Source organism: Gilliamella mensalis, assembly GCF_900103085.1.
GTDB classification, from domain to species: Bacteria; Pseudomonadota; Gammaproteobacteria; order Enterobacterales; family Orbaceae; genus Gilliamella; species Gilliamella mensalis.
In genome coordinates this window covers 30,313-42,911 of record NZ_FMWR01000014.1, presented here as the reverse complement: position 1 = coordinate 42,911, position 12,599 = coordinate 30,313, and the positions used below count along the sequence as shown (strand labels likewise).

General features: G+C 33.0%; 12 protein-coding genes. 6 read left to right on the top strand and 6 right to left on the bottom strand.

Features of this window, described 5'->3' with window-relative positions; translation table 11 throughout:
* Nucleotides 1–54 precede the first annotated feature (54 nt).
* Nucleotides 55–1,647 carry an ABC-F family ATPase gene (locus tag BQ5209_RS07580; RefSeq protein ID WP_085247937.1) on the bottom strand — a complete coding sequence of 531 codons (1,593 nt, stop codon included), beginning with the start codon at nucleotides 1,645–1,647 and terminating at the stop codon, nucleotides 55–57.
* A 502-nt stretch (nucleotides 1,648–2,149) separates the two neighbouring features.
* On the opposite strand from BQ5209_RS07580, the gene BQ5209_RS07575 reads away from it, so the two are divergent.
* Nucleotides 2,150–3,001 (top strand): carboxylate/amino acid/amine transporter, encoded by an 852-nt coding sequence (locus BQ5209_RS07575; protein WP_085247936.1) that lies wholly within the window; start codon nucleotides 2,150–2,152, stop codon nucleotides 2,999–3,001.
* Between the two features lie 13 nt (nucleotides 3,002–3,014).
* Here the strand turns inward: BQ5209_RS07575 and BQ5209_RS07570 are convergent, their stop codons facing one another.
* Nucleotides 3,015–3,974 (bottom strand): AEC family transporter, encoded by a 960-nt coding sequence (locus BQ5209_RS07570; protein ID WP_085247935.1) that lies wholly within the window; start codon nucleotides 3,972–3,974, stop codon nucleotides 3,015–3,017.
* Between the two features lie 10 nt (nucleotides 3,975–3,984).
* On the bottom strand, nucleotides 3,985–4,758 hold the full coding sequence (gene yaaA / locus BQ5209_RS07565; RefSeq protein WP_085247934.1) for a peroxide stress protein YaaA: 774 nt from the start codon (nucleotides 4,756–4,758) through the stop codon (nucleotides 3,985–3,987).
* 74 nt (nucleotides 4,759–4,832) lie between these two features.
* Between yaaA and BQ5209_RS07560 the strand changes: the two genes are divergently transcribed.
* Nucleotides 4,833–5,060 (top strand): YccJ family protein, encoded by a 228-nt coding sequence (locus BQ5209_RS07560; protein WP_085247933.1) that lies wholly within the window; start codon nucleotides 4,833–4,835, stop codon nucleotides 5,058–5,060.
* A gap of 6 nt (nucleotides 5,061–5,066) precedes the next feature.
* On the top strand, nucleotides 5,067–5,984 hold the full coding sequence (gene rnz / locus BQ5209_RS07555; RefSeq protein WP_085247932.1) for a ribonuclease Z: 918 nt from the start codon (nucleotides 5,067–5,069) through the stop codon (nucleotides 5,982–5,984).
* A gap of 58 nt (nucleotides 5,985–6,042) precedes the next feature.
* Here rnz and argE read toward each other — a convergent pair whose 3' ends face one another.
* A complete protein-coding gene (gene argE / locus BQ5209_RS07550) occupies nucleotides 6,043–7,200 on the bottom strand; it encodes an acetylornithine deacetylase (protein WP_085247931.1) in 1,158 nt (385 codons plus the stop codon).
* Nucleotides 7,201–7,467: 267 nt separating this feature from the next.
* Here argE and BQ5209_RS07545 point away from each other — a divergent pair, with 267 nt between their 5' ends.
* Entirely contained in the window at nucleotides 7,468–7,989 is a 522-nt protein-coding gene (locus tag BQ5209_RS07545; RefSeq protein ID WP_085247930.1) for a DUF2867 domain-containing protein, read from the top strand.
* Nucleotides 7,990–8,503: 514 nt separating this feature from the next.
* Here the strand turns inward: BQ5209_RS07545 and cmoB are convergent.
* Nucleotides 8,504–9,472 (bottom strand): tRNA 5-methoxyuridine(34)/uridine 5-oxyacetic acid(34) synthase CmoB, encoded by a 969-nt coding sequence (gene cmoB / locus BQ5209_RS07540; protein WP_085247929.1) that lies wholly within the window; start codon nucleotides 9,470–9,472, stop codon nucleotides 8,504–8,506.
* Nucleotides 9,473–9,508: 36 nt separating this feature from the next.
* A complete protein-coding gene (gene cmoA / locus BQ5209_RS07535; RefSeq protein WP_085247928.1) occupies nucleotides 9,509–10,279 on the bottom strand; it encodes a carboxy-S-adenosyl-L-methionine synthase CmoA in 771 nt (256 codons plus the stop codon).
* A gap of 33 nt (nucleotides 10,280–10,312) precedes the next feature.
* On the opposite strand from cmoA, the gene BQ5209_RS07530 reads away from it, so the two are divergent.
* A complete protein-coding gene (locus tag BQ5209_RS07530) occupies nucleotides 10,313–11,467 on the top strand; it encodes a metallophosphoesterase (protein WP_085247927.1) in 1,155 nt (384 codons plus the stop codon).
* Between the two features lie 24 nt (nucleotides 11,468–11,491).
* Nucleotides 11,492–12,574, top strand: coding sequence for a ribonuclease D (rnd, locus tag BQ5209_RS07525; protein ID WP_085247926.1), 1,083 nt, complete (start codon nucleotides 11,492–11,494; stop codon nucleotides 12,572–12,574).
* Nucleotides 12,575–12,599: the final 25 nt, after the last annotated feature.

Below are 12,599 nucleotides of genomic sequence, written 5' to 3'. Positions count from 1 at the left end.
GCCACATTAGTCAGTGGCTTTTTGTTATCAATTGATATGTTTCTTCTAAACGTATCATTCAATTCCTTGACTACGCAAGTAATCTTCATAATTACCCGTATAATCAATTACTTTTTCAGGGGTAATTTCAACAATGCGTGTTGCCAGTGAGCTAACAAATTCACGGTCGTGCGAAACAAAAAATAGTGTGCCCTGATAAAGCTCTAATGCCATATTGAGTGATTCGATAGATTCCATATCTAAATGGTTAGTTGGTTCATCCATAACAATAATGTTAGGGCGCTGCATCATCAATTTACCAAATAACATGCGTCCTTTTTCACCACCAGATAAGACTTTAACTTGCTTTTTAATATCATCTTGTGAAAATAATAATCGACCTAGAATACTACGCACGGCTTGTTCATCGTCGTTTGGTTGTTTCCATTGGCTCATCCAGTCAAATACTGTTAAGTCATCTTCAAATTCGTATTCATGATCCTGCGCATAATAACCAATATTTGCGTTTTCAGACCATTTTATATCACCTTGCTCAGGAGTCAGTTCACCCATTAGCGTTTTTAATAATGTGGTTTTACCAATACCATTAGTCCCTAAAATAGCTACTTTTTCGCCCACTTCAACCATGAGCTTAAGATTTTTAAAAAGAGGACCATTGTCAAATCCTTTGGTAAGGTCTTCAACAACAAGCGCATTACGAAATAGCTTTTTATCTTGCTCAAAACGAATAAAAGGATTTTGCCGACTAGAAGCTTTGACTTCTTCAAGTTTGATTTTTTCAATTTGCCTTGCGCGTGATGTTGCTTGTTTGGATTTTGATGCATTGGCACTAAAGCGACTAACAAACGATTGTAGTTCACTAATTTGTGCTTTCTTTTTGGCATTATCGGCTAACAAACGTTCTCTCGCTTGCGTTGATGCAGTCATATAATCGTCGTAGTTACCCGGATAGATACGCAATTCACCATAATCTAAATCTGCCATATGAGTACAGACCATATTCAAAAAATGGCGATCATGCGAAATAATGATCATAGTACTTTCGCGTTGATTTAAGGTATCTTCAAGCCAGCGGATTGTATCAATATCTAAGTTATTGGTTGGTTCATCGAGTAATAAGATATCTGGATTTGAAAATAGGGCTTGGGCTAATAATACCCGTAACTTCCAACCTGGTGCGATTTCGCTCATTAATCCATAATGTTGCTCAATTGGAATACCAACACCTAATAATAATTCGCCAGCCCGAGATTCGGCACTGTAGCCATCCATTTCAGCATATTGGGTTTCTAAATCAGCGACTTTAAAGCCATCTTCTTCACTCATTTCAGGGAGTGAATAGATGCGATCCCGTTCTTGCTTGATCTGCCATAATTCGGTATGTCCCATAATTACGGTATCAAGGACGGTAAATTCTTCAAAAGCAAACTGATCCTGGCGTAATTTACCGAGTCTTTCATGTGGATCTAAAGCCACATTACCCGATGTAGGTACGAGATCGCCACCAATGATTTTCATAAAGGTGGATTTACCACTGCCATTAGCACCGATTAGACCATAACGATTACCGTTGCCAAATTTAACCGAGATGTTTTCAAATAATGGTTTACTGCCAAATTGCATTGTGATGTTATTTGTACTTAACACGAAAATTAACTCTCTTTAAAATGCGTTTCATTCAAAAGTAATCATTAGCTTTTGAGTGAAGTCGCTAAAATATGAATTGGCGCACATTATGCCATAATTAATCATTTTTGAGGATCCCGATTTATATACTGATGTTAATAGTGAGTTATTTAATTTTTTGTTTAGCAACTTATAAGGTTTAGAAAGAGATTCATTTTTAATAAAAACAGTAAATTATTTGAATAAATAAGTAAAAAAGTAATTTGTTTGCTTACATTGATTATTATTAATTATAAAACAAACTTGAACAAGAATACCAAATTAACAAGACGGTCTATCTTGTTTATTAATGTTGATTTTGGCAATTAATAATAAGTTATTTTCACTTTTTAGTACTACACGACAAGGTCATTAGGCTATCGAATATTTTATATAGTAATCAATTTTTATGATATAAAGTTTACAAGTGTTAAGCCAATTGATACGATGCGTTTCTAAATTATTTTCTTTATATTAATCAATTATGCTTTATCTTATTTTTGTAACAATTATTTGGTCATTCTCATTTAGTTTTATTGCGGTTTATTTAAGTGGACAAGTCGATGCTTGGTTTGCTGTGGTAATGCGAGTGCTATTTGCCTTTATTACTTTTATTCCATTTTTACGCTTTAAACATATTTGTTTTAAGCAGGTATTGCTTTTAATGGGAGTGGGGGCATGTCAATTAGGGATTATGTACTTTTTTTATTATAATTCCTTTCAATATATTTCGGTGCCTGAGGTTTTATTATTCACTATTTTTACACCAATTTATGTTACTGTTATTTATGATCTCTTGCAGCACCATCCATTAAGAATTAGCTATCTTTTAATGGCAATTATTGCAGTAGTTGGTGCAGCCATTATTCGTTATGATCATATTAGTGCCAATTTTATTATCGGTTTTTTATTAATTCAGGGCGCGAATATCGTTTTTGCATTAGGTCAAGTAGGGTATAAAAGAATTATGGAAGTTTATCCAATGCCCCAACATCATGCTTTTGCTTGGGTTTATTCTGGGGCGGTGGTTGTTGCTAGCTTTGGCTGGTTGCTGTTTGGTGATGTATCAAAATTACCAACAACCAGTTTGCAATGGGGAATTATTATTTGGCTTGGCGTAGTTGCTTCTGGTGTGTGTTACTTTTTATGGAATTATGGTGCAACCAAAGTGGATTCGGGCACTTTGGCTATTATGAATAATGCGGTTATCCCAACAGGGATTTTGGTGAATGTGGTGATTTGGCATCAATCCATTGATTGGGGAAGATTTTTAATTGGTAGTACAGTTATTATTTTTGCCTTAATTTTGCATAATAAGTTTAAACGTATTAAATAATACTCAATCAATATTAAGCAAAAGGTAACTGCAACATAATAGATAAAATCAATGGCGTTGTGATAGAAGACAGCGTCGTTGATATTAGCAAACTAGAAGCGATAGGACCTTGCAATACTTCAAACTGCCTTGCCATCATATAACAATTTATCGCAATTGAAACCGAACTGAGTAATACCACCACTTGCAATTCTAAAGTTGGTAGTCCAATGAGTTTACCTAAAATATAAGTAATAATAGGTAACACAGTTAATTTTAATGTGCAGATAGCTGTTGTAATTAAAAGTTTATCGCGAATTTTATATTCAGCCAGTCCCATTCCTAAAACAATTAATGAAAGAGGGGCGGTCATCTCACTCACCATTTTGGTTGATTTATCGATAAAGTTAGGTAACGGTAAACCAATAAAATTCACTACAATGCCTGTAAAAATTCCAATAATAATGGGATTTTTTGAAACATTTTTAAAGGCTTTAACAATCCCTTTAGTTGAAAATTTTCCCATTTGCACAAATTGAATAGAAACCGTCGCAAGCGTCCATAAAATTAACGCATTAAAGATAACGATAATGGCAACAATGGGGATGGCATCATCGCCTAATAACATTTTAATAATAGGAATACCAACAAACACCGTATTGGTGTAAATACTACCCATAGCAAATATTGTACTTTCTGATCCATTTAACTTAAATATTTTTGATGCAATTAAGCAGCCAATTGCAAAGACGATAAAGGATCCACCAAAAAAGGCGAATAACAGTTTTATATCGATTTGCGAATGTTCAGAAAAATGGCTCATGATCTGAAACAGCATGATGGGAAATGCAATATAAAAGGTAAATTTGGTTAAGCTATCGGTGACTGTTTTTTGCCAACGACCTAGTTTAACCGCTAAAAAACCCAATAAAATTAGCATAAAAAGGGGCAGGGTAGATAAAAACTGCGCCCATAATGTAGTAAAAAATTCCATCGTTATTATTTTATTGATGATTGCGTATGAAGTACCATTCTAAGTCAGTTGAGCGTTTTGAATCAAATTGATAGCCTTCTAGATTAAAACTTTTAATATCGTCACTCTTTTCAATGCAATTTTTTATAATGTATCGACTCATCAGTCCGCGTGCTTTTTTAGCATAAAAACTGATAACTTTATAAGTATCTTTGCTTTGATCTAAAAAGATGGGCTGAATAATAGTTGCGTTTAATTGTTTTGGTTTGATCGCTTTGAAATATTCGTTTGAGGCTAAATTGATTAATGTGCGATGTGATGATTTGGCTAGTTCGCTATTAAGGTGTTGAGTTAATTTATCGCCCCAAAATTGATAAAGGTTACTGTTATCGCCATTTTTTAAGCGGATCCCCATTTCTAAACGATAAGGTTGAATTAGGTCAAGTGGTCTTAAAATACCATAAAGACCTGATAATATTCTTAAATGAGATTGTGCAAATTGTAGATCTTTATCAGTAAAATCTTCAACATGTAATCCTTCGTAAACATCACCTTTAAAAGCAAGTATGGCCTGTCTTGCATTTTCAAGATTAAAATCACTATGCCAATTTTTGAATCGTTCATAATTGAGTTCGGCTAATTTTTCGCTAATAGACATTAATTTAGCCAAATTCTCAACACTTAATTTTTGGCAATCTTCAATGAGTATTTTAGTTGAGTTAATAAATTGAGGTAATGTGTGATTTTTGGTTAATAATGGTGATTGGTAATCTAAAGTTTTTGCTGGAGAAATAATTGTTATCATAACGTATATAGCCTATTGTATTTTGCAATAAATAGGTTTATTTTACATCTAATTCAATCCAAAGGAGTAGCAAAATGAACATCGATAAAAAAGAAATACATGATATTAAATCTTGGGCTTCTGTTCGTGAAACCTCGATTGAAATTGCAGAGGCGATTTTTGAGCTAGCTAACCATGATGAAAAACTTGCCGAACAAATTTGGTCGGAAGGTAGTGATGAAGTGTTGAAACTCGCGTTTTCTAAAACCAAAGCCGATAAGTTGTTCTGGGGTGAGCAAACTATTGAGCGTAAAAATGTTTAAATCTTTATGAATTTAACTTTCTTAGGGACAAGTGCTGGTTCCCCAACAGCAGAGCGCAATGTAAGTAGTATGGTGCTTGATCTTAGACAAGAGCGGGGTAAGTTATGGCTTTTTGATTGTGGCGAGACAACTCAGATGCAAATGCAAAAAGCCAAATGTAGCCTCGCTAAACTTGAGATCATTTTTTTAACACATTTACATGGTGATCATGTATTTGGGCTACCAGGTGTTTTAACGTCCCGTTCTTTGATGCAAAATCAATCACCTTTAACATTGATTGCTCCGAAAGGAATTAAACAGCTTGTCGAAACAGTTATTGAAATTAGCTATTCTTGGTTAACCTATCCACTCAATATTATTGAACTTGAAGAAAATGGCATTGTTTTTGAAGATAATCAGTTTCAAGTTGAAGCAAAATTATTACAACACCGTGTGCCGTGTTTTGGTTATCGTATTATCGAAAAAGATCTACCAGCTCAGCTTGATATCGATAAATTAAAGCAAGCTAATATTCAGGCTGGCTCTTATTATAGTGATCTAAAAAAAGGTAAAACGGTAACTTTAGATGATGGGCGCATTATTCGTGGAGTTGATTATCAAAGTAAAGTAAAAAAAGGCAAAAAGCTGGCTATTTTAGGTGATACCATACCTTGCCAAGCATCGATTGAGCTTGCTAATGATGTGGATTTGCTTGTTCATGAAGCAACACAAGAACATGCACTAACAGATAAAGCACTCGAACGTGGGCATTCTACAACCATTCATGCCGCAACCATTGCCAAACAGGCCAATGCCAAGCGGCTTATTATGACTCATATAAGCCCTAGATATAGTTTGAATGATAATAAAAAGTTAGTTAATGAAGCCCAAAGTGTCTTTGTTAATACTGAAATCGCTACCGATTTTGCAACCTTTCACGTTTAATTAATCAAATTTCTTTTATTAAATTTCGCCGAGGTTATCGGCGAATTGAGATAATTGACTAAAGACAAAAATCCTTAATTAGCCTTTCTATAGTTACTTTGGTTGGTTTTAAAAAGTCCATGGAAATAAACTCATCCGGTTGATGTGCTTGTTCGATTGATCCCGGCCCTAATACAATTGTCGGCGAGATTTGATTTAAGTATGGTGCTTCGGTGCTATAGTTAACCGTTTCGGCACTATGACCGACTAATTTTTCAATGTGTTGTAATGCTGGATGATCTTTTTTACATTCATATCCCGGAATTGGAGTAACCTCGTATTTTATCTCGATTCGATTTGGGTATTTATCCATAACGGGTTGTAGTGCTTCACAAAGCGCATGATAAAGTGAATCAACATCGTTATCGGGCAATACACGAATATCAATCACAAGCTCACAACAACCACAAATACGATTGGCTGCATCGCCACCATGAATAACACCTAAATTTAGGGTAGGGTAAGGTACGCTGAACCCGTCATTATGATATTGTTCTTTAAATTTTTGTTTTAGTACTAACAAGCGTTCAATGACTAAATTCATTACTTCGATAGCGTTAATACCTTTATCGGGATCGCTCGAATGTCCTGATTTACCAATTACTTTAATGGAATTAGAGATAAATCCTTTATGTGCACGAATTGGGATTAACGATGTTGGTTCACCAATGATAGTGCAGTCAGGAAATAGCTTGGTATTCCTAGCAAAAAATGCCGCACCAGCCATTGATGTTTCTTCATCGGCAGTGGCAAGGATATAAATGGGTTTAGTTAACTTTTTAAGATCAATATCACGCAGAGCATCTAAAATAAAGGCAAAAAATCCTTTCATATCGGCGGTACCAAGCCCATACAGCTTATTATTTTCTTCGGTTAGTTTAAAAGGATCTTTAGTCCACTGCCCATCGTCAAACGGAACAGTATCACTGTGTCCACTTAACAATAACCCGCCTTGTGTTTTATTTTCGCTATTTGAATAAGTAGCTAACATATTATATTTATGGCGAGTATTAGGAACGGGTTGGATATCAATAACAAAACCTAAATCTTCAAACCAACTTGCTAACTTATCGATAAGTGGTTTATTAGAATAATCTAATTGCTCGTTAGTAACGTTACTAATTGTTGGTGTTGAAATTAATTCATTATATAGTGTTAAAAAAGATGGTAGCGTCATAAATGCACCTTTAAATGACAAATCGAAGATATACTTTTAATAATGTTATAAGCATACCATTTACATTATTTTTTGCATACAACTAACCACTTTGTTTCAATTAATGTTTTATGTTTTGATAGTATTCAATATGTACATTAACTAATGTATAGTTAGCTGATTATGAGTTAAATTGACTGCTAAATTTGTTGAATGTGGTGTTTTTTATCACTTTTATTCATGTTTTAGATAAGCATTTTATATAATAGGAGGAAGGGGAATAATTATATGAAAAATAAACAAAACAATATCATAAAAGTACGGCAAACATTACCTGATAATGTAAGCTTTATTGCAGAAGAAATTGATTATTTAGATTGTCAAAAAAAAGATATTTCTAAAAAATTGACAGCCTATGAAGCTTATAAAATGATGACATCTTATCAACCTAGATGGCTAAAAATACTCTTTAAAATAAGGGATTGTTTAGTGAAATTAATCGGTGTCAAAGCGATTAATGGATTTGATAGTTCTGCGGAAAATAAACATCAACCAGACGAAAGCAATATGGCCGATTTTTTTACCATAACAGAGGAAACCAACGTTAAACTGACATTAGTTGTAAAAGATTGCCATTTAGATGTATGTGTTTGTATTCGTGTTGTAGATAAAGGTAATGACATAAGTAAAAATACAGTATATTTAATTGCATCAGTTAAAAATCACAATATTTGGGGGAAATTATATATGTTACCCGTTGCTATTTTACATCCTTATATTGTTAATAAATTATTTAAAAATATTCAATAATAAGTTAGTTTTATAAATAGGTTATTATTAGCTAATCGTGATGTAATATAGCTATTTTATTGATAATATACAGCCATCCTACTGAGGTTTTATTTTAATTAATGCAAAATTAATCATGTAATAATTTTTAAATTGGAATGCCAAACTGATGTTGACCATTTTATATCACGAATTATTGGGCTAAAAAGTTTTTTACTACAATCAGTAAAGAAACAAATAAATAACTTATTATTTTCTATTCCAACTATCTCAATTATTAACATAAATTGATTATCATTATATTTAAATACATACTTTCTTGAAAATGCTTTTGCTATATAGTCTAGAACAGGTTTAAATTTTCAAAAAATTATTTAAATAATATAATTATCTGCACAAAATATATGCAATAAATCTAATTGTATGTATTTAATGTAAATCAATTAGCTTGCTATCCTTTTTTAAGTTATTTTTATTATTAATTATCTATAATATTATTACTTTTAATCATGGGTACTTTATAAATAGCTTTACTTCATTTTTTAGCAATAAAAACAGCGCGCATTGGAGCTGGGTAGCCTTCAATTGTTTTAGTTGAATCAGTGGGATCTAAAAAATCGGCAAGTGACTCTGATGTCATCCATTCTGTTTTACGTTGTTCATCCAAACTGGTGAGTGATATATCAACCATTTTTGCATCAGAAAATCCACATTTTTTTAACCAGTTAATCATCGTTGGAACAGATGGAATAAAATAAACATTCCGCATTTGAGCATAACGTTCTCCTGGCATTAATGCTTGATGTTGTTCTCCATCAATGACCAGAGTTTCGAGTACTAATTGTCCACCTTCAACTAGTTGATCTTTTAATTGGTATAAATGATCAAGTGGTGACCTGCGATGATATAAAACACCCATTGAAAATACTGTATCAAAAGCGCTAAGTTTGGGTAGTTGTTCAATACCAAGTGGCAATAAATGCGCTCTTAAATCGTTACCAAGTAGTTTGCGAATAGCTTCAAATTGGCATAGATAAAGCGCCATGGGATCGATTCCGACAGCTAGTTTTGCGCCTGCGCCAATCATGCGCCATAAATGGTAGCCACTGTTACAACCCACATCTAAAACAATTTTACCTTCTAAACTGTCAATATGATTAATTAAGCGTTCCCACTTCCAATCTGAACGCCATTCTGTATCAATATCAATACCATATAAGTGAAAAGGGCCTTTGCGCCATGGCATCATGTTTTTCAATAGTTGAGTAATTCGTTGCTGTTCACCTGTCGAGATAGGTTGTTCACTATTTACAGTTACACTATGGAGTAAATCAATTTGACCTGGGATGATAGACGGTAAATGTTTAATACTATTGAGCCATTGACTAAAACGGTTATCAATATTTTGTTTTTGCCAATTTGCAAGCTGTGCCGGTAATACTTCTAACCAGCTACTCAGTTTATTTTTTGCGATAATCTGGTAAAAATCACCAAAATCAATCATTCTATTATCCTTATTTATTACACTTAAATTAACTTTTTATTTTATGGCAATAATCGAGCCAAAATTAAAACATTGAAACCATGTATCAATATGTTTAAAACCTGCTTCAGATAGTCGCTGCTTATGTGTCTCAGTTGTGTCTGTTAGCATGACGTTTTCTAACATGTTACGTTTTTGGCTGATTTCAAGTTCACTGTAGCCGTTAGCACGTTTAAAATCATGGTGCATACTAAATAACAATTCATCGACAGTAGAATCACTAAAACTAAATTTTTCAGACAGCACTAAAATACCATTAGGTTTTAATGCATTATAGATGTTGTTTAAAATATGTTGGCGATTTTCAGGCTTCAAAAACTGCAAAGTAAAATTGAGTACTACCATTGATGCATTTCGCATATTGAGGTTGCAAATATCATCACAAATTACATCGACAGGCGTATTTGCTTTATAAGATTCAATATGCCTTTTACAGCGATCAACCATGGGCTGAGAATTATCGACCGCAATAATATGACAATTTTCTTGATGAACATGGCGGCGAATAGATAATGTGGCAGCGCCTAATGAACAGCCTAAATCATAAATTGTTGAATTAGGTTGTACAAATCTTTCTGCCAACATGCCTATCATTGCGATGATATTAGAATAACCAGGAACAGAACGTTGCACCATGTCAGGAAAAACTTCGGCAACTTTTTCATCAAACGTCCAATCACCTAATTTATCAATGGGGGTTGAGAATAGCTTATCTTTTTTGATATCCATAAAACTAATTGGTACTATAGAAATTAATTCTGCTATCATATCATTTTTTAATGTTCAATTGCTCGGATAATTATGGCATTTATCGATTTTGTTACTATGTTTATAGCGATTGTTATTAATGTTGCAATTACTATTTATTTAGGAAAGCGATGGCTGTTTTGGTTTAATTTTCATGCAACTGGCTATTATAAAATCATTTATTGGATAGTTGTTGTTATAGCTGGGTCATCACTAATTTTTTCTATACTATTAAACAGTATTTCAAGTTATTGGCTACCATTATTTTGTAATGCCATTACCGGTTTTATGATTGGCAGTGTTTTTATATTACTTATTTTTGACTCTATACATTGGCTTAGTAAAAAAAAGTTTAAACCTAGCTTATTGTTTAATGTTTTATATGGTGTTGCAGTTGTCTTATTAATTACTTTTGGTCATAAAATGGCAACTGATTCAAAGATTGTTCATTACCAAGTTAAAATTAATAAACCAGCCAACGTTGATCATTTACGTATTGTTCAACTTTCAGATATTCATCTTAATGAGCTAATAACACATCGATTTATTCAACAAATGGTTGATGAAGTTAATAATCTTAATGCTGATTTTGTTTTTATTACTGGAGATACATTGGATAAACGTTTAAAACCCTTCACACAAGGAGGATTTGATCATCAATTTCAGCAATTAAAATCGAAATATGGTACTTATATTATTTTTGGTAATCATGAATATTTAGCCACTAATCAAAAAAATAATCGAGAAGAAGATATCACTAACGCCTTTAGGCAAGCAGGTATGAAGGTATTAAAAGATGATATTATTTATTTCGATAATGTAGGGGTTACATTAGTGGGGAGAGATGATTTTTCTTCTTTTTTTTATGGTGTAAAGCGTGCATCATTATCCGATTTGATGATGTTCACTGATACTAATAAGCCAATTATTTTATTAGATCATCAACCCAAAGACCTTAATGAACCGGAAGAGCTTGGTGTTGATTTGATGCTTTCTGGGCATACACATGCTGGGCAAATATTTCCTATTAATCTTATTGAAAAATTAATGTATAAAAGTAATTACGGTTTATACCAAAATAAAAATCATGATTTTACCAGTATTGTGAGTAGTGGCTATGGAATTTGGGGACCTCCTATTCGCTTAATGACACGTTCCGAAATTGTAGTGATTGATATCGAATTTCAGAAAAAAACTCATAATAAATAACCTAATGTGAACAGGAATTTGACTTTGTCTTATCAACTTATTATTACTAATGAGCAGTTAGCTGATTATTGTTCAAAAATCGAAAATAGCTCAGCTTTGGCCTTGGATACTGAATTTGTTAGAACCCGAACCTTTTACCCTCATTTAGGGCTGCTACAAGTATTTAATGGTGAACATGCAGCGTTAATTGATCCAATTAATATTACTGATTGGCAGACTTTTTTGGCTATATTAAATAATCCCACTATTGAAAAATATTTTCACTCATGTAGTGAAGATATCGAGGTCTTTTCTTATCATTTTGGTTGTGTTCCAACACCGATTGTCGATAGCCAGATATTGGCTTCTTTTCTAGATAATCCATTAAGTAGTGGTTATGCTAGTTTAGTAAAAAAATATTTAGAGGTCGAACTTGATAAGAGTGAAACCCGAACAGATTGGCTAAAACGTCCATTAACTGAAAAACAGAGTAAATATGCCATTAATGATGTGTTATATCTTTTCCCATTGATTAATATTTTAAAGTCTCAGTTAAGCACTAATCATTATTTACAAGCTGCTTATCAAGAGTGCCAAATGGCGGTTGCCCGTAAATCGGAGTTAATGGATCCAAATGATGCTTATTTAAATATTAAAAATAGTTGGCAATTAAAAGGGAAAAGTTTAGGACAATTGTATAAATTAGCAAGCTGGCGATATAGATTAGCGAAAGAACATGATATTGCTATAAATTTTGTAGTACATGAAGAAGTATTATTGAAAATTGCACGTTATTTACCGACATCATTAGGAGAACTTGATAAGTTAGGTATGAAAGGAAAAGAAATTCGCTTGTATGGTCAAACAATTTTAGATATTTTATCTACTCCTATCCCTGAAATACCATTAATTCGTCGAATTAATAGTTATCCAGATTATAAAAAAATTACTAATGAGTTAAAACACGCAGCGCAGACTATTGCCTTACAAACAGGGCTTAGTGAGGATTTATTGCTTTCACGTCGATTAATTAATCAATACATAAAGTGGAAAATCGATAAAAAGGGGAATACGCCAGAATTATTAATAGGTTGGCGTAAACCTTTATTTGAGCAGTATTGTCTTTGATTATTGATTAAGTGTAGGTGCTGTT

Excerpts from the sequence above, each read along its gene's own strand:
- yaaA (WP_085247934.1), bottom strand. The coding sequence starts at position 4,758 with ATGATAACAATTATTTCTCCAGCAAAAACTTTAGATTACCAATCACCA.
- cmoA (WP_085247928.1), bottom strand. The coding sequence starts at position 10,279 with ATGATAGCAGAATTAATTTCTATAGTACCAATTAGTTTTATGGATATC.
- BQ5209_RS07530 (WP_085247927.1), top strand. The coding sequence starts at position 10,313 with ATGGCATTTATCGATTTTGTTACTATGTTTATAGCGATTGTTATTAAT.
- BQ5209_RS07560 (WP_085247933.1), top strand. The coding sequence starts at position 4,833 with ATGAACATCGATAAAAAAGAAATACATGATATTAAATCTTGGGCTTCT.
- BQ5209_RS07545 (WP_085247930.1), top strand. The coding sequence starts at position 7,468 with ATGAAAAATAAACAAAACAATATCATAAAAGTACGGCAAACATTACCT.
- BQ5209_RS07570 (WP_085247935.1), bottom strand. The coding sequence starts at position 3,974 with ATGGAATTTTTTACTACATTATGGGCGCAGTTTTTATCTACCCTGCCC.
- cmoB (WP_085247929.1), bottom strand. The coding sequence starts at position 9,472 with ATGATTGATTTTGGTGATTTTTACCAGATTATCGCAAAAAATAAACTG.
- BQ5209_RS07575 (WP_085247936.1), top strand. The coding sequence starts at position 2,150 with ATGCTTTATCTTATTTTTGTAACAATTATTTGGTCATTCTCATTTAGT.
- rnz (WP_085247932.1), top strand. The coding sequence starts at position 5,067 with ATGAATTTAACTTTCTTAGGGACAAGTGCTGGTTCCCCAACAGCAGAG.
- argE (WP_085247931.1), bottom strand. The coding sequence starts at position 7,200 with ATGACGCTACCATCTTTTTTAACACTATATAATGAATTAATTTCAACA.